This window comes from Nonlabens ulvanivorans, from assembly GCF_000732625.1.
GTDB classification, from domain to species: Bacteria; Bacteroidota; Bacteroidia; order Flavobacteriales; family Flavobacteriaceae; genus Nonlabens; species Nonlabens ulvanivorans.
The window spans coordinates 205,856-230,820 of the sequence record NZ_JPJI01000032.1 but is presented as its reverse complement, the minus strand read 5'-3'; the positions used below and the strand labels follow the sequence as shown (position 1 = coordinate 230,820).

Genomic DNA, 24,965 nt, shown 5'->3' with positions numbered 1-24,965 from the left:
ATAAATAATTTAAACCTTAACATTAAACTTGTTAATGTGTTGTTTTACAAATAATTACTAAAACCAAGGTTTTTTGTTGAGTTGATAGGTTTGATAAAATTCTTCTTCAGATTTTGTTAGATAAATAATTCCTTCTATGATCCCTATGATGCCAGCGCCACCACAAGTTAAAACACCTGCGATAAGAAGTATAATACCTTCTTTATTATAGCCTAGAACAAATTTATGAATTCCTAAGTAACCGAAGAATATGCCTAATACTCCAGCAAGTATTCTTTTATTGTTAGTGTCTTTAGTAAAATTATCATATTCTCTCTTGAAATCATCTGCAGCATTTGAAGCAGCTTCTTTTGCCTCTTCAAAACTTTCTTTGGCAGCCTCTTTTGCACTATTAAAACTATCTTTTGTACTATCGTATCCATGATCGCTCATACTTTTTTAATTTAAAGGTATTAAGAATGTTCTATTTTTCAAATAACTCTTCATTAGCAGGTTCCCAAAGCTCAACTTTACGACCATCTATATCTATAATCCAGCCAAATTTCCCGTAATCAAATTCTTCTATTTCTCCAGCAATTTCAACTCCAGCATCCTTTAACTGTTCTATTAATTTTACAAGATCATCCACCCGATAATTAATCATAAATTCTTGGTTACCTGGGTTGAAATAAGTACTGTCTTTCTTAAAAGGACTCCATTGTTGAGAAGCTTTTTCTTCTGTAGGTCCTGTCCAGAAGGTACAGCCGTAATCATCTACCGGAAGACCTAGGTGTTCTTGATACCATGCTTTAGTGGCAGCAACATCTTCACATTTGAAAAAAACGCCTCCTATACCTGTTACTTTTGCCTTCATAATCCGTGGTTTTTAATGATTTTACTAGCAATCACATGTGCTAGTTTATATTTAGATTCAATGGTCCAACCTGCTACGTGCGGACTTAATAAAACATTGTCCATCTTCAATAGTTTTTTAAAGGGTAAAGGCATTTCCTTATCAAATAAGGATGTAAACGAGCTTTTTTCATATTCTAAAACATCTAATCCAGCACCTTTTACTTTACCAGATTCCAAAGCCTCTACCAGATCTGCTATGATAACAGATTTGCCTCTTGCAGTATTAATAAGATAGAAAGGTTTTTTAAACCCAGCAATAAATTCTTTATTAACCATACCTGTGGTTAAGGTAGTTTGTGGTGTGTGTAAGCTTAACACATCTGCCTGAGATTGTAATTCTTTTAAAGACACTTGCGTGGCGTTCTTATCTTCTAATCCATTTTTAAGATCATAAAAAATGACTTTACAATCAAAACCAGAAAGCTTTCTCGCAAAAGATTTTCCCATATTACCATAACCTATCAGTCCTACTGTTTTTCCTTCTAGTTCTAATCCACGGTTTTCTTCTCGCAGCCATATACCATTTCGCACTTCTTGATCTGCTCTATTCAGGTGATTAAATAGAGATAACAGCATTCCTAATGCATGTTCACCTACCGCATTACGATTACCTTCAGGTGCATTGTAGCATGCGATATGAAGCTTTTGGGCGACATCTAAATCTATGTTTTCTAATCCAGCACCTACGCGACCTATGAATTTAAGTTTTTGTGCGGCTTTTAAAAACTCTTGATCAATAGGGAACCTACTGCGCACAATGAGACCATCGTAATCACTGATAACTTTTAATATATTTTCTTTTGAAGATGTGTAGTCGTAGTGATTAGTATAACCAGCATCTTCTAGCATGGAGGCTAGAATATCATGATTAGAATCTAGGTGCAATACTTTCATGGTTTAAAAATACAATTTATAAATATGGATTAATGTAGGGTATAGGATGGAATAACGTACGTAAATTACGTAGGGACTATTAATAAGTTGATTTTATTAATAATCAATCATGTTCAATTCTTGTTCAAAATCATATTGTAAATCCTCATGTAGAGTGCTTATACGCACTTTAATGAGAACAATTTGTCTAGTGCAAATATCTCTCAACACTTTACTTTGTGAGTAATAGGGTTGAAAGTCTTGAAGTAATTTACAAAAATGAATGAGTATAGCAACTTCGGTCTCCTTATTACCAGAGTACCGTATAAATTTTTTTGCGTCTTTTAATACCTTACGTATTCCTTTTTTTGCGTAGTAAATATTGCGTGTGTTAACAGATAGAAATTGCTTATCTAGATTTGCTTTTACACTATCTACATAATCATCTTCATGATGCGCTTCAAACAGTAAATAAGTGAGCAGTTCTTTATTTTCTTTTTTGAAACGAGATAAACGCAGGACGATTTCCATGAGCTCTTTTTCGTCCTTGTATTTAAGTTCGTCTTTGAGTTCTTTAACGCTGGCCGTTTTCATGTAGTTGTTTGATGTTATATACGCTTTCGCGAAAGCGTAATTCTAAATACCTATGATAGCCTTTGCAATCAAAAAGTATATCAATATACCAAATATATCATTACTGGTTGTAATAAATGGACCAGTTGCAAGTGCTGGGTCAATACCTCTTTTATGTAAAGCTAGAGGCACAAAAGTACCTACTAATCCTGCCACAATGATTACCGCAAATAGAGAAGTAGAGATGGCTAAAGAGGTTAAGAATTCACGCTCTGCAAAGAAGGTGTAAGCAAATAATAGAATAGCCAAAATCACACCATTGAGCATCGCTAGTAATATTTCTTTTAATAGTCGGTTTCCTATACTACCTTTTAAATCATCATTTGCAATACCTTGTACAATAATCGCACTGGATTGTACACCTACATTACCTGCCATCGCAGCAATAAGCGGTGTGAATAAGAATAATACAGCATATTCTTTAATCAGATGCTCAAAACCACCCATAATGGCTGCAGCACCTATTCCACCTACTAGGCCTAGGACTAGCCAAGGTAATCGTGCTTTAGTTAAATCCCAGATGCTGTCATTTGCCTCAACGTCTTGAGAAATACCACTGGCAAGTTGGTAATCTTTCTCTGCTTCTTCTGTTATAAAATCTACTATATCATCGATGGTTACACGACCTACTAATCGGTCTAATTCATCTACAACAGGTATGGCTTCTAGATCATACTTACGCATGATACGAGAAACTTCTTCTCCAGATGTTTTAACGGTTACATAATCAACCTTAGGTTTACACACATCTTTAATAGGTGTGTTTGCTGGACTGGTTAATAAATCTTTAAGGGATAAGCGGCCTTTTAATTTATCGTTATTATCCACTACATAAATGGAGTGTACTCTTGTAACATTCTCTGCTTGAGCACGCATTTCACTTACACAACCGGTAACGGTCCAGTTCTCGTTTACCTTAACGAGCTCTTTGGCCATTAATCCACCGGCACTATTTTCTTCATAACGTAGAAGGTCTACGATATCCTCAGCATGTTGTTCATCTATAAGCTCTGAAATGACTTCTTGAGCAATGTTATCAGGAAGCTCGTTGAGAATGTCAGCCGCATCATCAGTATCCATTTCCTCGAGCTCGTCTGCAATTTCTTTAGGTGATAATGCATTAAGAACGCGATCACGCTGGTCTTCATCCAGTTCCATTAAAGCTTCACTCGTCTTTTCAGAATCTAGTAGCTTAACAATGTAAACCGCTTGTTCAAGATTGAGCTCGTCTATAATCTCTGCAACATCAGCAAAGTGTAATTCTTCTAGAATATGTTCTAGTTGCACACTATTATCACTTTCAATGAGCGTGCATATTTCTTCTAGAAAATCTTTGGTAATATTAAACTGCATGATTTATGGACTTGCTGCAAATATAAAGGTTATAGATTTTGAAAGCGAACTTGAAGTAGTTCTGACACTGCACATTGTTTCTGACAATTCAACTTTTATAGTTCTATCGTTATTAGCCAGTTTATGTTTCCATAAACAAATTAATGATGTCTTAGATATAAACTCAATTAGAAATCTTACAACTTTTCAATTTGTGTAGCTAACTCAACAAAGGCATCTACACTTATTTGCTCTGGACGCAAACTGAAGATGTCTTTCTCACGCATCTCATCAGGTAAATTCAATGTTTTCAATGAATTTCTCAAGGTTTTACGGCGTTGCTGGAAGGCAAGTTTTACGACCTGTCTTAAAATAGAGTAGGAGCAAGTGAGGTTATCATAATTATCTCTACGTTTTAAAAAGAGTACGCCACTATCTACTCGTGGTGGTGGATCAAAAACATCTGGTCCTACAGTAAATACATAATCTGCTTCATAGTAAGCCTGCGCGAGTACTGATAGAATACCATATGTTTTAGAGCCATGTGGTGCGCATATACGCTGAGCAACTTCTTTTTGAAACATACCTCCAAATTCTGGGATTTGTTCTCTATTCTCTATGGTTTTAAAAACAATTTGTGTGCTAATATTGTATGGGAAGTTTCCAATAATAGCAAAAGATTGCTCACCGTAAATTTCTTTCAAATCTTTCTTTAAGAAATCTGCTTCTATGACTTGAAAAGTTTGATCATTCACAATTTTTACATGTTCCAGAGGGAAACTGTGCTTAAGATAAATCACCGATTCACTGTCTAATTCTAGTGCCGTCACCTTCATGTTTTTGCGTATCACATGTTTAGTAAGCACACCAGTTCCAGGTCCTATTTCCAGAATTTGGTCATAACCTTCATAGCTTAATACCTCTGCAATTCGTAATGCTACATCTTCATCTTTAAGAAAGTGTTGTCCTAGATGTTTTTTTGCGGTAACGCCTTTATCGCTTCCTTTATGAGATGATTTATTTTTGTTGTATTTGGCCAATTGCTAGTATTTATTATCAGTATTAGATGTAAAATTAAACCTAATTTAGATTAGTGTGCACTGTGTATTCATCGAGTACATCTAATTCTGTGCGGAATGATAAAACATTATTACCCCATTTATCTAATCCGGCTTTACGCAATGCTTCGGCATGATTTGAGTAATATGTTTCTAAAGTTTCTCTACTAATTGCTTTATATTGAATTGAAAAAGTGCTAGCACCATCTTGCTCTTCTACAAGGACACGTGTTAATTTTGCATCCTTAAAAAGACCAGTTCCTAAAACGTGTGCAATATGTTCACGTATCCATTCTAACCATTCCTCTTCTAAATGACTTGCCATGTTGCAAGTCACATTATATATTACCATAATTATTTTTTTAAAAAGCAGTGAGGTTTTCATCACCTCTTAAACGTCTGTATCGTCTGCGAGCATCTACAAAGTGTATGCTGTCTGCATAGTCATAAATAATACGTTCATATAACGCTTGTGCTTTATTAGGATTGTCAAATTTCTCTTCATAAAGCAATGCTAGTTTATAAAAAGCATCATCTGCTAGAATACCATCTGCAAAGTTGTCGATAATTGTTTGATAGTTGTTTTTGGCCGCTTCAAGATTGCCTTCAATTTCATATAACTTGGCTTGATTGAGCAATGCTTCATCTTCTATGGGATCGCCTTTATGATTTTGTAACAATTGATCATAAAGCGATATAGCTTCTGATCGTTTATTTTGATATTGTTTTAAATCTGCTTTAGCAAAGGCTTTTAAAGCTACAAATGTGGTGTCTTCTAGACTATGATCGCTAATAGTAAGGCTTAGTTCCATAGCGTCGTTTGCGATAAGCTTTGATGTAGCACTGCGCAATACTTTTAATTGCGTCAGGCTCCATGGAAAGTCGCCCTGATAATAACTAGTGCGTGCTACTCTATATTGAGCTTCTTGTGCAAGCTCATCGTTAGGTAAGTCAGTCTGAACCTGACTATACAAAATTAACGCGCGATTGAACTGCTCTTGTAATACAAGAATATCTGCGAGTAACATTTTTACTTCAGCCTTTTGAAACTTGCTTAGTCTTTTGTTTTCAAGTTCTGTTAATATGGTTACAGCTGTTTCAGGTTCGCTAGCTTTAAAGGTTAGAAAATCTGCATAATCTAATTGTAACATAAAGGTCTGACCATCGCGACCATATTTAGTTAGTAGTTGCTCATAATTAGATTTTACGGTCACATAATCACTTGCTATAGCATTGTCTGCCTTAATTTTTGCCAGTAAACTTTCAGCGATATAACGAGTAGAACTAACTTGCGATTCTCGTACTAAATATTCGAGAATCTCTTTGGCGGCATCTAAATCTTTTTCTTCAATCGCGGTCACGGCTAGCTCTTGAAGTTCTACCGTACTTTCTTTAGTACGCACATAAATAGCCTTTTCTTGTAGGAATGCTTTCTTAAAATCTTTTTGCTGAATAAATAGCCAACTTAAGAGCTGATTATAGATTGGGTTTTGCTTTTCGCGTAAGCGTAATAATAAGGATTTTCTCAAAAGCTTATTGCCTTCATTATCAGGATCATCTGTGATGTATCTGAAAAATATAGCTTGAGCACGACCACGATATGAAACATTACTTTCAATTAAATCTATATACTGATCAAACATTTTTTCAAGGTTTCCTTGTTGTCCATATAGATTTGCTAATTGAATTTTAAAATTAGCATTAGGATTTGCTGTCATACCTTTTTCATAAGCTATAATAGCTTCATCTAGTAAATTGCGACGCTCAAAACGATTTGCGATTTGATAGGTGTAATTAGGTAAGGAATCAATGATTGCAATAGCCTCATTGTAATAGGGTGCAGCTAGTGAATCTTTACCTTGAAGCGTTAAATTATAGCCACGTTCAATAGTGAGACTTTTATTATTGCGCATGAATTTTTCTGCATCATTAATTAATGAGTCTACCTGCTGGTATTGCTCTAATTGCTGATGAATGTCAATGACCTTATATAAGTTATTGATATTGCGCTTATTTTCTTCATAGATTTTGTTATAAATCTTGAGCGCTTTACCGTATTCTCCTTGGTCCATATAATTCTCTGCCAATCTCGGGTTTTGTGCAAAACCAAAGCTGCTATACAACAGTATGAAGAGAATTAATAAATGACGCATAGGTCTAATATAGGGTTTTAATCAATGATGTCAAATCCACAGTAAGGTTTTAATACTTCTGGGATTTTTATACCACTTTCTGTCTGGTAATTTTCTAAAATACCAGCTAGTATACGTGGTAGAGCTAATGAGCTACCGTTCAAAGTGTGTGCCAGTTCTGTTTTACCTTCGCTATTGCGAAAACGTAATTTCAAGCGGTTACTCTGGAATGTTTTAAAGTTAGAGACACTACTTACTTCTAGCCACTTATCTTGTGCGGTACTATAAATCTCAAAATCATAAGTAAGTGTAGAGGTAAATCCAAGGTCACCACCGCATAGTCTTAAAATACGATAAGGTAATTCTAGTTCTTCTAAAATATTTTTTACGTGAACAACCATGGCGTCTAGTGCACTTTCACTTTGGTCAGGATGCTCTATACGTAAAATTTCTACTTTATCAAATTGATGCAAACGGTTCAAACCACGTACATCACTTCCATAACTACCAGCTTCACGACGGAAACATGGTGTGTAGCCTGTCATTGCGATAGGTAAATCTTTTGATTCTAATAAATCACCACGGTAAAGGTTAGTGATAGGAACTTCTGCGGTTGGGATAAGGTATAAGTCATCAACACCTACATGGTACATTTGCCCTTCTTTATCAGGTAATTGTCCAGTTCCATAACCACTGGCTTCATTTACAAGATGAGGTACCTGCATTTCTTCATAACCAGCAGCGGTGTTTTTATCTAGGAAATAGTTGATTAGGGCACGTTGTAAACGAGCTCCTTTTCTTTTATATACAGGAAATCCTGCGCCGGTGATTTTTGTACCAAGTTCAAAATCTATTATATCATAATCCTTCACAAGTTCCCAGTGTGGTTTTGCACCTGCGTGTAAAGTAGGGATCACTCCATGTTGAGAGAGAACTTCGTTATCTTCATCACTATTCCCAGTAGGTACACTGTCTTGCGGGATGTTAGGAATGGTATATAGAATATTTTGTAACTCAGTAACAGCTGTGGTTAGTTCTTCATTAAGTTGTTTAGACTTTTCTTTAAGTTCTCCCGTTTGAGTTTTAAGTTGATTTGCTTCTGCAGCTTTTCCAGATTTAAATAAATCGCCTATTTGCTTAGATAGCTTATTACTTATAGCAAGTGTCTCATCAAGTTGTGCTTGTAGAGAACGCCTTTTTTCATCTACTGAAATAGCGTTTTCTAGCATTGGCATTGCGTCGATGTTTCTTTTTTTAAGCGCTTTTGCAAAAGCATCTTTATGCTCGCGTATAGCTGCGATTTGTAACATGGTATTCGTTTTTAATTCTAAGCTTGTAAAATTACCATTTATTCCTTGTTCTCATAGAGAGAAGATGGTAAAATCCATTCGTGATGTGACCAGTGACTCCATTCTTGAGCAGCGACGTCTATTTCTTTATCTGTAAACTGCTGTAAAGGTCGACCATTGATACTGACTTTTGCATCAATAAATACAGCAACATCTTCACCTTCCATCGCGTGAAATTCTTTTAATTTTTGAGCAAATTGCCACATAAAATCAGGCTTTGTTTGTACACTGTAAGATTGTTTAGTAGTTAGATAGTCATTATAATTAATCGCTTTGCGACTGCCGGTTTTTTTATTTTCCACATAATATGTAGTGAAACCACGTCTGTTGCGCAACATCATACGCCAGCTTAACCGATGACCTTCCTCAGTCCATAATACGTCGTCATTTATTACCCAATGTCTTAATGGTAATAAAATCATTATAACTAAAAAGCCCGTGGTTACAGCAATTGTTGGCTTTTTGTACGATGGTACAATTATTTCGTCACCGTCATAGAATTGCTTCTTTTTTAAGAATCGTTTTTGTATTGTTTTAGGTTTAAAGAAGAAAACTAAAAATGCTAATGCTAGATAAGGGAATATCCCTATTTTAAAAATGATTGAATTAAAAATATGAAAGAAGAAAGACGCTATAACGGCAATCATGCGCGTTCTTTTCCAAAGCAATAATGGCACGATTAAAATGTCAAAGCTCAATCCGTAAATCATAATTGCCCAGTGAGCCCATTCCTGCTGTAAGATATTCCAATCACCAGCTCTTATTTTCATTAAATGCTTAGGGAATGAGGTGTCTATCCAGTCTGGATAAAACTTTGCAACACTAGCATAGGAGTAAACGATAAATAAAAACGCTATGATGAATAAATAAATCCATCTACTCATGTGTTCTTTACGTAACCTTGGGTTCCATTTTGCATCTATAGAAACAGATCGATGTGCTGGTAAAAAAATCATGATGTAGTTAAGTAACATCAATAAATAATAGTGGTTGTTGTAAGATGTTTTTTGCAATAAGTAGACATAAGTCCAGGTGATTGCATAAAAAATCATCGCAGTACGGTACTTAAAACCTACCATCACCAATAATCCTGCAATACCCATCATTACAAATAAGCCATACATTAATGGCGCTGGTAAAGGTTCTAGAAACTCAAAGCCTATGAAAGTAAACGTGAATTTTGGTTGTAAAAAATGCTTATCAACCGCTCCTAAGGCTATATGTCCAAATGCCTCGCAAGCCAATAAGAAACCAAAAAACATTCGGAATAAAACCAGAGCAGAATTATCTACTTGCCTGAACAACCATTTATCCCATTTGCTGTACATAGGTTCTGGTCTTTAATTCATCTTCTTTCATTGCTGCTTTTAACTCTTCAATAGAATTAAATCTAACCTCATCTCTTAGCCTCTTATGAAAAAACAGCTCTATTTCAGAGTTGTATAAATCTGCATTAAAGTCTAAGTAAAATGTTTCAATGGTTTTTTGTGATCCGTCAGAAACTGTAGGGTTGAAACCGATATTAGTCATTCCGTAAACTTCAGTTCCATCTATGATGCTACTAGTGATATAGACTCCGTTTTTAGGTAATAATTTATAGGTTTCACTCACTTTTAAATTTGCTGTAGGGTAATTAATAGTTCTACCTATTGCTTTTCCTTGAACGATTTTACCGTTAATACTGTAGGGTCTATTCAGATAATTTTCAGTTACTTCCATATCACCATTTTCTATGGCGTTACGTATTTTAGTACTGCTTACAGTAACCTCTTCTACTTCTTTTTTAGAGATTTGGACAACTTTAAAATTAAACTCTTTACCATATTCTTCTAATTCAGTAATACTCGCAGCACGATTTCTGCCGAATCGGTGATCATAACCTATGACAACTACAGCAGCCTTTAATTGATCGACAAGAATATTTTTAACATAATCATGTGCGCTAGTTCTGGCAAAATCTAAAGAAAATGGATGCGTCACAATGTTTTCTATCCCATTTGCTGCAATCAACTGCTGTCGCTCTTCAATCGTGTTAATTAATTTAAGATCGCCATCTGGCTGCAATACCATTCTAGGGTGAGGAAAAAAAGTAAGCAGTACACTCGTAAGGGATTGCTGCTGCGCGATTTCAGTAACTCGGCTTAGGATTTTTTGATGACCATGATGTACACCATCAAAAGTTCCTATGGTTATTACAGCGCCTTTTTCTGCCACATATGAGGCAATGTTATCAAATATTTTCAATGTATTAGAGCTCTTTTTTCAGGTAGATGCAAATTAAAATATTCTCGGTGAATTGCACTAAAAAACAGCATGTTTATGAAAATGTTTGTACAGACCACAAACATGAAGTATTTTGTAAACTTATTATTCCCTATGAAATATCTTTTAACGATTGTAATGCTGTTTAATTTCGCTTTCGCGAAAGCGCAAAACTTCTGGCAATCTGTCTCACAAACACCTACTGAGAACCTAGAAAATCGCAATTTTACACCTGATAACTATTTGACATATAATTTAGATATAGATGGTTTAAAACAATCTGTTACTGGATCGCCAATGCGGTTTACTTCAAGTCACTCAAATGTAGTGGTGTCTATGCCTAATGCTGATGGAGATTTTAATGATTTTGAAATCTTTGAAAATCAAATAATGGAGAATTCGTTATCTGCAAAATATCCCAGTATTAAGACCTATTTAGGTCTTAATGTAAATGATGCTGCAGATGTTATACGGTTTTCAATTACCTCTCATGGTTTTCATAATATCGAGTTTGTCACAGGTGCACCTACAGTATATATCGACCCATTTACTATAGATCATAATACGTACATCGTTTATGATAGATCTTCAATTCCTGAAGTAAAGGAAGATTTTGAATGTTTAATGGATGAGCTTTCTGTAATTGGAACTGATCTCAACATATCAAATGTGGTTCCTAAATCAACAAATGATAGTTCACTGCGCACTTATCGGGTTGCCATCTCATGTAATGCAGAGTATGGAAATCTTTTTGCAGGTAACGGTACAGATGTGCAGAAGAGAGCAAATATTCAAGCAAGACAAGTGATAACGATGAATCGTGTGAATGGTGTTTATGAGCGTGATCTTGCTATTAATATGATCTTTGTGGCCAATAATGATTCCTTGTTATATTTTGGTGATACATCTTTAGATCCTTACACTAACGATTTTAATAATAGAACACAAGATTTAATAGATGGCGATCTTGCAAGTCAAGGCTTTCCTGGTATAGGGAATGCTAATTATGATATAGGTCATAATTTTAATACCTCTGGTGGAGGAAATGCCGGTTGTATCGGTTGTGTATGTGTGACTGGTCAAAAAGGTAGTGGTATGACCGGTCGTGCCAACCCTACTGGTGACCCATTTGATATTGATTATGTAGCTCATGAAATGGGACACCAGTTTGGTGGTTATCATTCCATGGCATCAAGTAACTGTAGAAGTGGAAGTGGTCAGACCGAAGTAGAGCCCGGAAGCGGAAGTACCATAATGGCTTATGCTGGTATTTGCAATCCCAATATTCAAAACAATTCAGATGATTATTTCCACTATGTAAATATTAGAGATATTACGGCAAATATTAAAAGTGGTCCTTCTAGTTCTTGTGCGGTAGTTACAAATATTCCTTTTACAGCTCCGGTAGTTGATGCAGGTTTAGATTATATCATACCTTATAGCACGGCATTTGTCCTAACCGGTTCAGCGAGTAATCTAGGGACAGAGACAGTAGTCTATAATTGGGAACAAAACGACCCAGAAAATCCAGGAAGTAATAATGGGCCAGATCCTACACGAGTTCAAGGTCCGATGTATAGGTCGTTACCTTCCGTAACGGTTCCAGAACGTTATTTTCCTGCCTTATCAGATGTTGTACAGGGGAATTTAGCACCATCTTATGAAGTAACACCATCGGTAGCTAGAAATATGGAATTTGCTTTCACTGCCCGTAAGTATAATAATAATGTAGGGCAGAATGATTCAGATTTAATGAATATTACTGTTGATGGTATAGCAGGTCCGTTTACTGTTACTAGTCAGAATTCTAATGTAAGTTACAATACGGGAGAAGCCTTTGTAGTTAATTGGGACGTAGCAGGTACAGATCAATCTCCTATTAATACAATGAGTGTTGATATTTTAATGTCTACAGATGGTGGTTTAACTTTTAATGATATTATTGAAGTAGCGACACCTAATGATGGAACTCAAACGGTTATTATGCCAGTAGTTTCTCCTACCAGTCAAGCGCGTATAATGGTAAAGGCAAATAGTAATGTTTATTATGCTGTAAATTCTTCTAACTTCACAGTTACCAGCGATGAGTTTTCTTTGAGCACCACTGAGCTTGAGCAAAACGTTTGTTTGCCAGCAAATGCCAGTTACGATTTTACATATAGAACATTTAATGGTTTTAACACGCCTACAACGCTTTCATTAACGGGTGAACCTGTTGGTTCAACGGTTGTAATCACACCTAGTACTGTTACTAATAACAATACGCCGGTAAATATTACCATTAGTGGTCTTAATAGTTCAATGGTAGGTAATTATAATCTTTCCTTTGATGGAACTGCTGGATCTACTATGCGATCTGTCGGGTTAACTCTAAACGTGTTAGAGAGTAGTCTTCAAAATACGACGTTAATTGAGCCAGTAGACATGGCAATTGATGTTGCGTTATTTCCGACCTTAGAATGGAACGCTAGCACCGGAGCTCAAGAATATGATGTAGAGGTATCATCAGATTCTAGTTTTAATATAATTGTTGAGGCAACAACAACTGCAGCAAGTACATATACTTTAACGACTGGTCTAGATGAGGATACCATTTATTATTGGCGTGTAAGAAACAAAAATGTATGTGGTGACGGACCTTTTAGTGCGAGTCGTAGTTTTAGAACAGCAAATATTGTTTGTTTTAACGAGTCTTCAACTGTTGTCCCTATAACTATAAGTTCGGGTCCACCATCTTCATTTGATACAATCATTACGGTAACTGATAATGTAGTGATTAACGATATTGTATTAAATATAGACTTGTCGCATACCTGGATGAGTGATGTTGATATTTATTTAACCAGTCCGTCGGGTACTCAAATAACGATTATAGAAGATCGATGTAATAATAGAAATGACTTACTAGCTACATTTACAGATGATGGGGCAGCACTTCAATGTACTTTTGCAGCGCCTACAGTAAGTGGAACCATCCTAGCAGAAGATACGTTCTCTTCTTTTAATGGAGAAAATGCACTAGGTGATTGGGTATTAACTGTTGCAGATGATACTGATCAAGATGGTGGTAGTTTAAACGGATGGTCTGTAGATATTTGTGGAACACAAACTCTTTCCACAATTGACAATGTATTTGATGACATTAGTTTATATCCGAATCCATCAAAAGAATCGGTTTTTCTACAATTAGATAATATCGCTTTTGCAGAAGCTGAATACGATATCTACGATATGGCAGGAAGATTTATAACTTCTCAAGAAATAGTTGCAGCTCGCACTCAAATCGATTTGAGCCATTGGTCTAGCGGAATGTATTTAATTAAAGTAACAATAGATCATCAAACAATAGTAAAGCAGATTATTAAAGAATAGCTATTTACCGTTGAATTGATTCATGGTGTTAGCTAGTCCAGCATGAGTAAAAGATAAGCACGCCGCTGCTGCTTTATCAATACGTTCTGGTAAAGCTTTTAGTTCTTCTTTGTTCCATTCTCCTAAAACGTAGTCAACCTGACGGCCTTTAGAGAATTCATCAGAGATACCGAAGCGTAACCTTGGGTAATTAGGTGTGTTTAATTTAATCTGTGTATCCTTTAATCCGTTGTGACCGCCATCAGTCCCTTTTGCCTTCATGCGTAATGTGCCAAACGGCAGATTCAAGTCATCAGTAACTACTAAGATCTGTTCCTTAGGAATAGATTCTTGATTCATATAATATTTAATTGCCTTACCACTTAGGTTCATATAGGTGCTAGGCTTAAGTAAAGTAACTTTTTTTCCTTTGTGAGTAATAGTTGCAACATCTCCTAAAGTTAGGGTCTCAAAAGAAGCGTCCTTTATCTTTGAAATCTCGTCTAGAACTTTGAATCCTATATTGTGACGCGTTTCAGTGTATTTATCTCCTATATTACCTAACCCTATAATTAGAAATTTTTTCATGTCGTTCTCTTTTTCAACGATAGATGATTTAAAAAGGTTCACCCACCAATTTTTCAATTCACTTATCATGGCTCAAAGCTATAAAAAAAGCCGCAAGAAATAAATCTTGCGGCTTGTAAGTATTTGAGTAAAGAATTAATCTTCTTTAACTGCAGCTACATCATCTGTTTGTGTAGATGGTACATCTCCAGCTTCAACATCATCATCATCATCATCTGCAATAGCAGTACGAGAAGTTTTGATCATTACAACCACAACGCTGTCTGGGTGCATGATTTCATACTCAGGTACGCGTAAGTCACGTACGTATTTCTTATTTCCAATTTTCATAGGCGCGATGTCTACTTCAATTAGATCAGGTAAGTTAGCAGGAATTGCTTTAACCTTTAAACGACGGTTATTTCTACGTAAAACACCACCATTAAGTACACCACGAGAAGTTCCTACAGTAACTACAGGTACTTCCATTGTAACTGGCTTGTCATCAAAAATTTGATAAAAGTCAGCGTGTAATAATTGCTCTTTTACTGGGTGCCATTGCATATCTTGAGCAATTGCAGCATATTGACCATCTTTACCTAGGTCTATAACAACTGTCATAGCGTCAGAGGTGTAAACCAAATTTTTAAATGCTTTTTCTTCTGCTTGAAAATGCACTGGCTCGTCTCCTCCGTAAATTACGCAAGGAACCAATCCAGCATTACGTAGGGCCTTAGTTGCCTTTTTGCCCACGCTTTCTCTTTTAGATCCGTTGATCGTGATTGATTTCATTTGTTGTTTATTTATTAATTATTGAAATTACATGATAAAATTAGAACTGATAGACTCGTTGTTTTGAACACTAGTCATTACTTCTGCAAATAGACCTGCGCAAGTAAGAACTCTTATTTTTCCACTTTCTTTTCTTAAAGGGATAGAGTCGGTTACAATTAGTTCTTCTAGTTGAGAGTTTTCAATTCTCTCATAAGCCTGACCTGATAAGATGGCATGAGTACAAATAGCTCTTACGCTTTTTGCTCCACGCTCCATCATCACATCTGCCGCTTTTGTTAAAGTACCTGCAGTATCGACCATGTCGTCTACTAGGACTACATTTTTCCCTGTTACGTCACCTATCAATTCCATGTGAGATATCACATTTGCTTTTTGACGCTGTTTATAACAAACCACTACATCGCTTTCAAGAGTTTTTGCATAGGCATATGCTCTCTTAGAACCACCCATATCTGGTGAAGCTATAGTTAGGTCTGATAAATTAAGGCTCTTTAAATAAGGGATGAATAATGCACTACCGAATAGATGATCTACAGGTTTTTCAAAAAATCCTTGAATCTGATCTGCATGTAAATCCATGGTGATAATGCGAGTCGCACCAGCACTTTCTAAGATTTTTGCAATCATTTTTGCGCCTATCGGTACACGAGGCTTGTCTTTACGATCTTGACGTGCCCAACCAAAATAGGGAATTACAGCTGTAATATGTCTAGCACTTGCGCGCTTTGCAGCATCTAGCATTAACAATAACTCCATTAAGTTATCACTGCTAGGATGTGTAGATCCTATAATAAAGATGCGACGACCACGTATTGATTCTTCAAAAGATGGTTGAAATTCACCATCACTAAAAGTAGAGAAGTTAACCTGGCCTAGTGAGGCACCATACTTCTCAGCTACTGCCTTAGCAAGGTCCATACTTTGTCTACAACCGAATAATTTTGCTTCTGTCATGGTGTTGATCATCTTAAAATGAATTAGACTCCTGATTTTAAGGCTGCAAATGTACAGATATTTTTATTCTTTGTCCTTAAAAATAGCTCTAAATAAGGTGTGAGATTTAAAATTATATGTACTTTTGCAATCCAATTTTTAGGCCTCAGTGGTGGAATTGGTAGACACGTTGGATTCAAAATCCAATGCTTCACGGCGTGCCGGTTCGATTCCGGCCTGAGGTACTTTTTAAAACCAGAACAGAAATGTTCTGGTTTTTTTATACCACATCACTAAAAATCCTATTTTTGAATTATTACCCCTTAAAACTATAAATAGATGGATGATTTTTTAAGAAACATGATTTTTGGGTTTGAACATGTGCTAGATTGGAGAGCTTATGACCACATCCTTTTTATCATGTTACTTGCAGTACCTTACCTCTTTAAAAGTTGGAAAAAGCTATTATGGCTGGTTACAGCATTTACGGTAGGTCATACCATTTCATTAATGCTTGTAGCTTTTGCAAAAGTGAGCTTTTCAAGTACGTACATTGAATTTCTAATTCCTGTGACTATAGCAATCACGGCATTGTATAATATCTTTACAGCAGGTAATAGGCACCGCGATAATGCGGCATGGCTAGCTATATCTATTTCATTATTTTTTGGGTTAATACATGGCCTTGCATTCTCTAGTGCTTATAAGATGTTGGCCAGTGGAAGCGATAATGAGTTTTTATTATTACTTGAATATGCAATAGGTATAGAAGGTGCTCAATTAGTTATCGTGCTATTAGTTCTTATTTTAAACTTTATATTCACTGGGATCTTCCGTTTTAGTAGAAAAGATTGGGTTCAGGTCATTTCTGGTATTGTTTTAGGAATGGTTATACCTATGTTGATTGATAGGTGGTTGTGGTAGATTTAATGAGATGATTTTTTGACCTCGCTTTCGCGAAAGCGTAATAATGATAGTATAGTGCGGCATTATTAAATGCAATGCAAAATTTAAAAATAGAAAATTTGAAGGATCAAAAACAGCATAAATATGATGTTGCTTATCTTAAGATGGCTGCAGAATGGGCTAAGTTATCGCACTGCAAACGCAGGCAGGTAGGTGCTTTAATTGTTAGGGACCGTATGATTATAAGTGATGGTTATAACGGTACACCTAGTGGATTTGAGAATTTTTGTGAAGATGATGAAGGGTATACAAAATGGTATGTATTACATGCAGAAGCTAATGCAATTCTTAAAGTAGCTGGATCAACTCAATCTTGCGCTGGTGCTACATTATATATTACGATGTCACCCTGCAAAGATTGTAGTAAGCTGATTCATCAAAGTGGCATTAAACGTGTTGTATATGTAGAAGGCTATAAAGATGATAGCGGTTTGCAATTTCTGCAAAAAGCTGGCGTTGAAGTAGAACAAATTAATCAACTGTAATATTGAAAAAATCACAGACATACTTTCCATTGTTTTTAGGAATAGCAGTAGCGCTAGGAATAGGGCTGGGCTATACGATGCATAGTGGTGAGTCTAGTGATGGATTACTTATGGCTAGTAACGCCAATAAGCGTAAACTTAATAAGTTAATAGATATTATTGATCAGCGATATGTGGATGATGTGAATACCGATAGTATTGTTGATATTACTGTAAATGGTATATTATCTAATCTTGATCCTCATTCCATCTATATAACTAACGACGAGATGGAAGACGTCGCTGATCAGATGCGAGGTGATTTTGTGGGTATAGGTATTAGATTCTTTGTAAATCAGGACACGATTTCTGTTCTTAATGTATTAGATGGTGGACCTAGTAAAAAGGCTGGTATTAAAGGTGGTGATAAAATTCTTTATGCCGATGGGAAGCCACTTTTTGGAACAAGTGCTGTAAGTACAGATGTTTTAAAAGGAGAAGAAGGTTCAAAGGTTACACTAGGTGTATTGCGACCTGGTGATAATGATGTTCAACAGGTGTCTGTAGTAAGAGGCAATGTGCCTATTAATAGTGTCGAGGCGGCTTATATGCTCAATGAAAATATGGGATATATAAAAGTTAATCGATTTGCAGAGTCTACGGAAAAAGAATTCAACGTTGCTATAGATGGCTTAATTGAAAAAGGTGCGCAACGCCTAACAGTCGATTTAAGAGATAATCCAGGTGGTGTATTAAGTGCTGCAATCGCTATGGCAGATGAGTTTTTACCACGTAAAAAATTAATCCTTTTTCAAAAAGATCGTGATAATGAGCGCAAAGATTCTTATGCTACTAGTGATGGTGATTTTGAGGATAAACCTGTTTATATTTTAATTAATGAAAATAGCGCTAGTGCTAGTGAGGTAGTCGCTGGAGCTTTGCAGGACAATGACGTGGGAACGATTATAGGCCGACGTAGTTTTGGAAAAGGTCTGGTGCAACAAGAAATTAAACTAGGTGATGGTAGTGCAGTCAGGTTAACAGTGTCTAGATATTATACACCTACTGGTAGAAGTATTCAACGCCCATATGATAATGGTAATGAAGACTACTTTAAAGAGTATATCGATCGTTATAATAACGGTGAACTAGAAGATGCTGCTAACATTGAGGTGAATGATTCTTTAAAAAGAACAACGCCAGCAGGTAAAGTAGTTTATGGTGGCGGCGGAATCATTCCAGACGTTTTTGTACCATCTGCAGATGGATATGTTTTACAAACCCTAGAATATTTTGCTCGTACAGGATTTGCAGATCAGTTTGCTAATCGGTATTTACAAGGCGATGGTATTAATTTGCGCAACATGACTGAAAAAGATTTCATGGAAACCTACAGTGTTCCAGAATTAGTCATGGAAGATTTTATTCAATACGCACAGTTATACAATACTAGTATTTCGTTGCCAGGTTATAGAGATGAGATCTCTACAATTATTAAATCTGCGCTTGCAGAGCAGCTTTTTGATACTGAGGCAAAAATTAAAATCTTGAATCAACAAGATCGTATGATTCAAAAAGTGCTAGAGCTTAATAAGTAAGTCTGTTATTTTTAATCTATCGTTTCTCGTGCTTATCTTTTATCTTAAGAGATACTTGTAGTATCGCCAGTAAAATAAGTACACACAAAGAAGCGAGTATGCTAATAACTGCTATTTGACTATCACCTTTAAAAAGATTAGAGAAATCTAGTTTAGTAGCGTTAAATATAATGCTAGCAGCTGCAAGAGCCATTAATATGTATATAACTATTTTCATTTAGAAAAGTTCTTTAATGTTTGTGGTAAATAGCTTTACCGCGATGGCTAGCAAGATAACCCCAAAAATTTTACGTACCACATTAATACCTTGTTTTCCAATCAGTTTTTCAATGTACCCAGAGTTCTTAAGTACAATGTATACAAAGATGATGTTCACGATAATAGCAGCAATAATATTAATAACTGAGTATTCTGATCTTAAAGAAAGAACTGATGTTAAGGTACCTGCACCAGCGATAAGTGGAAATGCGATAGGTATAATAGCAGCAGTTTCTGGCGCTTCGTCTTTATAAAGTTGTACGCCTAGAATCATTTCTAATGCGATAAAGAAAATTATGAAAGCACCGGCTACTGCAAATGAGTTGACGTCAATGCCTATTAAATTCAACATTCTTTCACCGACAAATAAGAATACAATCATTAATACACCAGCAACAACAGATGCTTTTTCACTTTGAACATGACCTACTTTACGACGTAAGTCAATTATAATAGGAACGCTTCCTATAATATCGATTACCGCAAATAAAATCATGGTTGCTGTAAAAAACTCCTTTAGGTCAAAGGCTGCAAAAAAATCTACAAAAGAATTGCTTTCCATCGTCTTGTTTTGAGCGCGCAAAAGTACTGCTATTTAATAGTTTAGTATTGATTAGTAAAGGTTAAATATTCATTAACGAATTGTGACTTTTAAGTTGTAGGTCTGCATCGTGTTAAAGCTCTTTTCAACTATGCCATATTCTATCAGTATTAAATATGACTTCTAGTATCTTTGTAGCTTCAAATTTGCCTTTATGTTTCAGTTAGGAAAAACCATCGTGTCAGATGATGTATTAGAAAAAGACTTTGTTTGCAATCTTACAGCTTGTAAAGGTGTTTGCTGTGTTGCAGGAGAAGCTGGTGCACCATTGGAGCAAAAAGAGTTAGATATTCTAGATAAAGAATATGAAAAAGTGAAGCCTTATTTAAGATCTGAAGGGATTGAGGCTATAGAAGCTCAAGGTACGTGGATAGAACGTGAAAATGGCGAATTAGAAACTCCATTAGTAAATGGGGCAGAATGTGCTTACACCACCTTTAAAGAAGATGGTACGGCATTATGCGGTATTGAAGCCGCTTATCGAGATGGGGCAACTTCTTTCTATAAACCTATTTCTTGTCATCTTTATCCGGTGCGTATACAAGAATACACCGATTTTAAAGCGGTAAATTATCACAAGTGGCAAATTTGTGATGACGCGTGTACATTAGGTGAAGAATTAGGTGTTCCAGTTTATAAATTTTTAAAGGAAGCTCTCGTACGTAAATTTGGAATTGCCTGGTATGAGGAGTTGGAAGAAATAGCTCAAAATTTTTCCTAAAAATCGTAAATCTGCGTTTTCAAATTTCAATTTTCAACATTTCGCTTTCGCGAAAGCGTGGATAACTTATTCTTCTGTGTTTATAAATAAAATGTAGGAATTAGACTAAATACTGCTGTCTATCAGTGATAAAATATAGGCTTGTATTATCTTGTTTCTATTAAATGCATTGAATGTTAGACGAAATTTTAATATACTGTGATACAGTGTTTTGAGATAATGAATTAATTTATTTTTAACATTTTAAAGTAGCTTTGATGATGTTGAAAACTTGTTTAAAAGCAAATTGTTAAGACGCTGATTTGCTCTCAATGATTTTTGATATTTGTTACTCTTCAAGCCAGAAGAAATAACCGAGAAAATTAAAAGGACACATGCAGACGACTCAAGAACCAATTTTACAAGAGAATCCAGACAGATTTGTTATTTTTCCTATTCAACATGATGATTTATGGGAATGGTATAAGAAACAACAAGCTTGTATTTGGACTGCTGAAGAAATCGATCTGCAAGTTGATATTACAGACTGGCAAAATTCATTGAATTCTGACGAGCGTTATTTTATTAAGCATATCCTTGCGTTTTTTGCGGCTAGTGATGGTATTGTGAATGAAAATCTTGCAGAGAATTTTGTGAATGAGGTACAATATTCTGAGGCTAAGTTTTTCTATGGTTTCCAGATCATGATGGAAAACATTCATTCAGAGACTTATTCTTTACTTATCGATACTTACGTAAAGGATGATGCAGAAAAAGATCAACTTTTTAGAGCTATCGAGAACTTTCCTGCTATTAAATTAAAGGCAGATTGGGCAATGAAGTGGATTGAAAGCCCATCATTTGCAGAGCGTTTAATCGCATTTGCTGCGGTAGAAGGTATCTTCTTCTCTGGTGCATTTTGTTCTATTTACTGGTTGAAAAAACGTGGTCTTATGCCAGGACTTACTTTTTCTAATGAGTTGATATCACGTGATGAAGGTATGCACTGTGATTTTGCAGTACACCTACACAACCATCATCTAGTAAATAAAGTTCCTAAAGAACGTATCACAGAAATTATTGTTGATGCATTAAATATCGAGCGTGAATTTATTACTGAGTCATTACCGGCTAGTTTAATAGGTATGAACGCAAAATTAATGACACAATACCTAGAGTTTGTAACTGACCGTTTATTAGGTGAGCTGGAATGTGATCCTGTGTATAATGTTACTAATCCATTTGATTTTATGGATTTAATAGGTATGGAAGGTAAAACTAACTTCTTTGAGAAAAGAGTAGGTGAATACCAAAAAGCAGGTGTCATGAACAGTACTAAGGAAGATAAGGATTCAATGGATTCATTCTCCTTAGATGCTGACTTCTAGTAAGTAACCTAAATAACCCTACAGCTCTTAGGGCTGTTCCATTATAGTGTATTGAAGATAAATTAAGTTTTCTTCACAAATGTTAACCCAATTATTAGAGAATGGGATTAGAATCCTTATCTCTTAACCCAAAAAACTAGTTCAATATGTTTGTAGTAAAAAGAGACGGCCACAAAGAGCCAGTGATGTTTGATAAAATCACAGCGAGAGTACGTAAATTATGTTATGGTTTAAGTAATCACGTAGACCCAGTAAAAGTAGCGATGCGTGTTATCGATGGTTTGTATGATGGAGTTACTACAAGCGAATTAGATAATTTAGCTGCAGAAACGGCTGCAACGATGACCACAGCTCATCCCGACTATGCTCGTCTGGCGGCACGTATTTCTGTCTCTAACTTACATAAGAATACTAAAAAGACGTTCACTGATGTGGTAACTGATTTATATGAGTATGTAAATCCACGTACAGAGAAAAAAGCACCTATGATCTCTGATGAGGTGTATCAAGTAATACAAGATAATGCAGACCGCTTGAACTCGGCCATTATTTATAATCGTGATTTTGGGTACGATTACTTTGGGTTTAAAACATTAGAACGTAGTTATTTATTAAAAATTAATGGAAAAATTGCAGAGCGTCCACAACACATGTTGATGCGTGTTTCTGTAGGAATCCATATGGATGATTTAGATGCAGCGATAGAGACTTATGAGTTGATGTCTAAAAAGTACTTTACTCATGCAACTCCTACATTGTTTAACGCTGGTACGCCTAAACCTCAGATGTCTTCTTGTTTCTTATTAACGATGCAAGATGATAGTATAGAAGGGATTTATGATACATTAAAGCAAACAGCTAAAATCTCACAGAGTGCTGGTGGAATAGGGTTGTCTATTCACAACATACGAGCTAGAGGTTCTTACATAGGTGGTACTAACGGTACTTCAAATGGAATTGTGCCTATGCTTAAGGTTTATAATGATACAGCACGTTATGTAGACCAAGGTGGAGGAAAACGTAAAGGTTCTTTTGCTATTTACATGGAGCCATGGCATGCAGATATTTTTGATTTCTTAGATCTTAAGAAAAACCACGGTAAAGAAGAAATGCGTGCGCGTGATTTATTCTATGCGATGTGGATGTCTGATCTATTTATGAAAAGAGTTGAGGCAAACGATAAGTGGACCTTAATGTGTCCACATGAATGTCCAGACCTTTATAATGTTTATGGAGATGAATTTGAAGCGCTTTATACTAAGTATGAGCAAGAAGGGAAAGGTCGCAAAACAATTCAAGCGCGTGAGCTATGGGATAAGATACTAGAATCTCAAATAGAGACTGGTACACCATATATGTTGTATAAAGATGCAGCAAATAATAAGTCTAACCAGAAGAATCTTGGAACCATCAGGTCTTCAAACCTATGTACTGAGATCATGGAGTATACTTCTCCAGATGAGGTGGCTGTATGTAACCTAGCTTCTATCGCACTACCTATGTTCATAAAGGACGGTGCGTTTGATCATAAAGCACTTTATAAAGTAACTAAAAGGGTAACACGCAACTTAAATAAAGTAATTGATCGCAACTATTACCCAGTAATAGAGGCGAGAAATTCTAACATGCGTCACAGACCTGTTGGACTAGGTATTCAAGGTCTTGCAGACGCTTTTATCATGTTACGTCTACCATTTACAAGTGACGAGGCTAAGAAATTAAACTCAGAGATTTTTGAGACTTTATATTTTGCAGCATGTGAAGCCTCTATGGAAATGGCGCAGGAAGAAGGAGCATATTCAACATTTGAAGGATCGCCTATGTCACAAGGAGAATTCCAGTTCAATATGTGGAATATCAATGATTCAGATTTAAGCGGTCGTTGGAATTGGTCAGATTTAAGAACTAAGGTAATGGAACATGGTGTGAGAAACTCACTTCTAGTAGCGCCTATGCCTACAGCAAGTACCTCACAAATCTTAGGTAACAATGAGGCCTTTGAACCATATACTTCAAATATCTATACACGTAGAACACTGTCTGGTGAGTTTATTGTAGTTAATAAGCACTTATTGAAAGACTTAGTAGACCTAGGACTTTGGGATGATAGTTTGAAGAACGCGATTATGAGAAATAATGGTTCTATTCAAGCGATAGAAGGTATTCCAGAAGATATCAAAGAATTGTATAAAACGGTATGGGAATTAAAGATGAAGGATATCATCGATATGTCTCGTCAACGTGGTTACTTCATTGATCAGTCTCAATCGTTAAACCTGTTTATGGAAAACGTAACAACGTCTAAGCTTACTTCAATGCATTTCTATGCATGGAAAAGTGGTCTTAAAACAGGAATGTATTATTTAAGAACTAAGGCAGCTGTAGATGCTATTAAATTTACGGTAACTAAAGAAGCTAAAAAAGCTCCAATAGCACAACCAGCAGTAGCACCGGTACTTATAGAAGATCATTCTCCAGCGGCTGCAAAAGTTATGGAAGCTGCTGCAGACATTATTAATACAAAAGTCGTTACAGAGAGTGAAGAAATGACGGCTGAAGAATATAAAGAAATCCTATTGCGGGCAAAAGAAGCGGCAAGCAATGGAGATGACTGCGAGATGTGCGGTTCATAAAACTTACTTATTTACTTAATGTAAAGCGACCTTGCAATTATTGTAAGGTCGCTTTTTTTGTACGCTTTCGCGAAAGCGTATATAACTAGCCCTATTTACATCCCAAAAGTTAAGTCTTTTAACAAGAATGGGTTATATCGCTATTATAAACTTAAATCTATATTAAGCTTGGTGTAAA

Annotated in this window: 23 protein-coding genes and 1 tRNA gene; 8 read left to right on the top strand and 16 right to left on the bottom strand. The window is 35.8% G+C overall.

Going from position 1 to position 24,965, the window contains the following annotated elements; all coding sequences use genetic code 11:
* Positions 1-57 precede the first annotated feature (57 nt).
* The 11 genes from IL45_RS08205 to IL45_RS08150 all read right to left on the bottom strand — a co-directional run bounded on the left by IL45_RS08205 (position 58) and on the right by IL45_RS08150 (position 10,515).
* Positions 58-432, bottom strand: coding sequence for a TM2 domain-containing protein (locus tag IL45_RS08205; protein WP_036582643.1), 375 nt, complete (start codon positions 430-432; stop codon positions 58-60).
* A 31-nt stretch (positions 433-463) separates the two neighbouring features.
* A complete protein-coding gene (locus tag IL45_RS08200) occupies positions 464-853 on the bottom strand; it encodes a VOC family protein (protein ID WP_036582641.1) in 390 nt (129 codons plus the stop codon).
* Positions 850-1,788: a 2-hydroxyacid dehydrogenase gene (locus tag IL45_RS08195; RefSeq protein ID WP_036582639.1), complete on the bottom strand. Its 939-nt coding sequence runs from the start codon at positions 1,786-1,788 to the stop codon at positions 850-852. Before IL45_RS08195 ends, IL45_RS08200 begins: the two co-directional genes overlap by 4 nt.
* 96 nt (positions 1,789-1,884) lie before the next feature.
* On the bottom strand, positions 1,885-2,361 hold the full coding sequence (locus tag IL45_RS08190) for a hypothetical protein (RefSeq protein WP_036582638.1): 477 nt from the start codon (positions 2,359-2,361) through the stop codon (positions 1,885-1,887).
* A gap of 42 nt (positions 2,362-2,403) precedes the next feature.
* A complete protein-coding gene (mgtE, locus tag IL45_RS08185; RefSeq protein WP_036582635.1) occupies positions 2,404-3,753 on the bottom strand; it encodes a magnesium transporter in 1,350 nt (449 codons plus the stop codon).
* A gap of 176 nt (positions 3,754-3,929) precedes the next feature.
* The gene (gene rsmA / locus IL45_RS08175; protein ID WP_036582631.1) at positions 3,930-4,772 is read right to left on the bottom strand and encodes a 16S rRNA (adenine(1518)-N(6)/adenine(1519)-N(6))-dimethyltransferase RsmA; all 843 of its coding nucleotides are present in this window, start codon (positions 4,770-4,772) and stop codon (positions 3,930-3,932) included.
* 40 nt (positions 4,773-4,812) lie between these two features.
* Entirely contained in the window at positions 4,813-5,142 is a 330-nt protein-coding gene (locus IL45_RS08170) for a DUF4286 family protein (RefSeq protein WP_036585209.1), read from the bottom strand.
* A 10-nt stretch (positions 5,143-5,152) separates the two neighbouring features.
* Positions 5,153-6,943 carry a tetratricopeptide repeat protein gene (locus IL45_RS08165; RefSeq protein WP_036582629.1) on the bottom strand — a complete coding sequence of 597 codons (1,791 nt, stop codon included), beginning with the start codon at positions 6,941-6,943 and terminating at the stop codon, positions 5,153-5,155.
* A 17-nt stretch (positions 6,944-6,960) separates the two neighbouring features.
* Complete coding sequence (serS, locus tag IL45_RS08160; RefSeq protein WP_036582624.1) at positions 6,961-8,232, bottom strand: serine--tRNA ligase; 1,272 nt, start codon at positions 8,230-8,232, stop codon at positions 6,961-6,963.
* A gap of 38 nt (positions 8,233-8,270) precedes the next feature.
* A complete protein-coding gene (locus IL45_RS08155) occupies positions 8,271-9,599 on the bottom strand; it encodes an HTTM domain-containing protein (RefSeq protein ID WP_036582622.1) in 1,329 nt (442 codons plus the stop codon).
* A complete protein-coding gene (locus IL45_RS08150; protein WP_036582620.1) occupies positions 9,580-10,515 on the bottom strand; it encodes a bifunctional riboflavin kinase/FAD synthetase in 936 nt (311 codons plus the stop codon). Before IL45_RS08150 ends, IL45_RS08155 begins: the two co-directional genes overlap by 20 nt.
* Before the next feature lie 75 nt (positions 10,516-10,590).
* Here IL45_RS08150 and IL45_RS08145 point away from each other — a divergent pair, with 75 nt between their 5' ends.
* Positions 10,591-13,905: a zinc-dependent metalloprotease gene (locus tag IL45_RS08145; RefSeq protein WP_036582616.1), complete on the top strand. Its 3,315-nt coding sequence runs from the start codon at positions 10,591-10,593 to the stop codon at positions 13,903-13,905.
* Here IL45_RS08145 and pth read toward each other — a convergent pair whose 3' ends face one another.
* The 3 genes from pth to IL45_RS08130 form a co-directional block, all read right to left on the bottom strand.
* Positions 13,906-14,472: an aminoacyl-tRNA hydrolase gene (gene pth, locus IL45_RS08140; protein WP_200875709.1), complete on the bottom strand. Its 567-nt coding sequence runs from the start codon at positions 14,470-14,472 to the stop codon at positions 13,906-13,908. It abuts the gene before it with no gap.
* A 135-nt stretch (positions 14,473-14,607) separates the two neighbouring features.
* Positions 14,608-15,243: a 50S ribosomal protein L25/general stress protein Ctc gene (locus tag IL45_RS08135; RefSeq protein ID WP_036582612.1), complete on the bottom strand. Its 636-nt coding sequence runs from the start codon at positions 15,241-15,243 to the stop codon at positions 14,608-14,610.
* Between the two features lie 27 nt (positions 15,244-15,270).
* Positions 15,271-16,212: a ribose-phosphate pyrophosphokinase gene (locus IL45_RS08130; protein WP_036582609.1), complete on the bottom strand. Its 942-nt coding sequence runs from the start codon at positions 16,210-16,212 to the stop codon at positions 15,271-15,273.
* Positions 16,213-16,342: 130 nt separating this feature from the next.
* Between IL45_RS08130 and IL45_RS08125 the strand changes: the two genes are divergently transcribed.
* The 4 genes from IL45_RS08125 (at position 16,343) to IL45_RS08110 (ending at position 19,207) form a co-directional block, all read left to right on the top strand.
* Positions 16,343-16,424, top strand: a tRNA-Leu gene (locus IL45_RS08125).
* A 94-nt stretch (positions 16,425-16,518) separates the two neighbouring features.
* Positions 16,519-17,103, top strand: a complete 585-nt coding sequence (locus tag IL45_RS08120) for a HupE/UreJ family protein (protein WP_036582608.1) — start codon at positions 16,519-16,521, stop codon at positions 17,101-17,103.
* 101 nt (positions 17,104-17,204) lie between these two features.
* Positions 17,205-17,630 carry a deoxycytidylate deaminase gene (locus IL45_RS08115; RefSeq protein WP_036585207.1) on the top strand — a complete coding sequence of 142 codons (426 nt, stop codon included), beginning with the start codon at positions 17,205-17,207 and terminating at the stop codon, positions 17,628-17,630.
* A gap of 2 nt (positions 17,631-17,632) precedes the next feature.
* On the top strand, positions 17,633-19,207 hold the full coding sequence (locus tag IL45_RS08110; RefSeq protein WP_036582605.1) for a S41 family peptidase: 1,575 nt from the start codon (positions 17,633-17,635) through the stop codon (positions 19,205-19,207).
* 16 nt (positions 19,208-19,223) lie between these two features.
* Here the strand turns inward: IL45_RS08110 and IL45_RS08105 are convergent, their stop codons facing one another.
* Positions 19,224-19,424 (bottom strand): hypothetical protein, encoded by a 201-nt coding sequence (locus IL45_RS08105; protein ID WP_036582602.1) that lies wholly within the window; start codon positions 19,422-19,424, stop codon positions 19,224-19,226.
* The gene (locus tag IL45_RS08100) at positions 19,425-20,027 is read right to left on the bottom strand and encodes a MarC family protein (RefSeq protein ID WP_006796739.1); all 603 of its coding nucleotides are present in this window, start codon (positions 20,025-20,027) and stop codon (positions 19,425-19,427) included.
* Between the two features lie 193 nt (positions 20,028-20,220).
* Here IL45_RS08100 and IL45_RS08095 point away from each other — a divergent pair, with 193 nt between their 5' ends.
* The 3 genes from IL45_RS08095 to IL45_RS08085 all read left to right on the top strand — a co-directional run bounded on the left by IL45_RS08095 (position 20,221) and on the right by IL45_RS08085 (position 24,787).
* Complete coding sequence (locus IL45_RS08095; RefSeq protein WP_036582599.1) at positions 20,221-20,787, top strand: DUF3109 family protein; 567 nt, start codon at positions 20,221-20,223, stop codon at positions 20,785-20,787.
* 374 nt (positions 20,788-21,161) lie between these two features.
* Positions 21,162-22,154: a ribonucleotide-diphosphate reductase subunit beta gene (locus IL45_RS08090; protein ID WP_036582597.1), complete on the top strand. Its 993-nt coding sequence runs from the start codon at positions 21,162-21,164 to the stop codon at positions 22,152-22,154.
* Positions 22,155-22,300: 146 nt separating this feature from the next.
* Positions 22,301-24,787, top strand: coding sequence for a ribonucleoside-diphosphate reductase subunit alpha (locus tag IL45_RS08085; RefSeq protein WP_036582595.1), 2,487 nt, complete (start codon positions 22,301-22,303; stop codon positions 24,785-24,787).
* Positions 24,788-24,965: the final 178 nt, after the last annotated feature.

Coding starts and splice junctions, on each gene's coding strand:
- IL45_RS08130 (WP_036582609.1), bottom strand. CDS start 16,212: ATGATCAACACCATGACAGAAGCAAAATTATTCGGTTGTAGACAAAGT.
- IL45_RS08155 (WP_036582622.1), bottom strand. CDS start 9,599: ATGTACAGCAAATGGGATAAATGGTTGTTCAGGCAAGTAGATAATTCT.
- IL45_RS08095 (WP_036582599.1), top strand. CDS start 20,221: ATGTTTCAGTTAGGAAAAACCATCGTGTCAGATGATGTATTAGAAAAA.
- IL45_RS08085 (WP_036582595.1), top strand. CDS start 22,301: ATGTTTGTAGTAAAAAGAGACGGCCACAAAGAGCCAGTGATGTTTGAT.
- IL45_RS08190 (WP_036582638.1), bottom strand. CDS start 2,361: ATGAAAACGGCCAGCGTTAAAGAACTCAAAGACGAACTTAAATACAAG.
- IL45_RS08170 (WP_036585209.1), bottom strand. CDS start 5,142: ATGGTAATATATAATGTGACTTGCAACATGGCAAGTCATTTAGAAGAG.
- IL45_RS08200 (WP_036582641.1), bottom strand. CDS start 853: ATGAAGGCAAAAGTAACAGGTATAGGAGGCGTTTTTTTCAAATGTGAA.
- IL45_RS08120 (WP_036582608.1), top strand. CDS start 16,519: ATGGATGATTTTTTAAGAAACATGATTTTTGGGTTTGAACATGTGCTA.
- IL45_RS08090 (WP_036582597.1), top strand. CDS start 21,162: ATGCAGACGACTCAAGAACCAATTTTACAAGAGAATCCAGACAGATTT.
- IL45_RS08135 (WP_036582612.1), bottom strand. CDS start 15,243: ATGAAATCAATCACGATCAACGGATCTAAAAGAGAAAGCGTGGGCAAA.
- IL45_RS08195 (WP_036582639.1), bottom strand. CDS start 1,788: ATGAAAGTATTGCACCTAGATTCTAATCATGATATTCTAGCCTCCATG.
- pth (WP_200875709.1), bottom strand. CDS start 14,472: ATGAAAAAATTTCTAATTATAGGGTTAGGTAATATAGGAGATAAATAC.
- IL45_RS08100 (WP_006796739.1), bottom strand. CDS start 20,027: ATGGAAAGCAATTCTTTTGTAGATTTTTTTGCAGCCTTTGACCTAAAG.
- IL45_RS08205 (WP_036582643.1), bottom strand. CDS start 432: ATGAGCGATCATGGATACGATAGTACAAAAGATAGTTTTAATAGTGCA.
- serS (WP_036582624.1), bottom strand. CDS start 8,232: ATGTTACAAATCGCAGCTATACGCGAGCATAAAGATGCTTTTGCAAAA.
- IL45_RS08165 (WP_036582629.1), bottom strand. CDS start 6,943: ATGCGTCATTTATTAATTCTCTTCATACTGTTGTATAGCAGCTTTGGT.
- IL45_RS08105 (WP_036582602.1), bottom strand. CDS start 19,424: ATGAAAATAGTTATATACATATTAATGGCTCTTGCAGCTGCTAGCATT.
- IL45_RS08145 (WP_036582616.1), top strand. CDS start 10,591: ATGAAAATGTTTGTACAGACCACAAACATGAAGTATTTTGTAAACTTA.
- mgtE (WP_036582635.1), bottom strand. CDS start 3,753: ATGCAGTTTAATATTACCAAAGATTTTCTAGAAGAAATATGCACGCTC.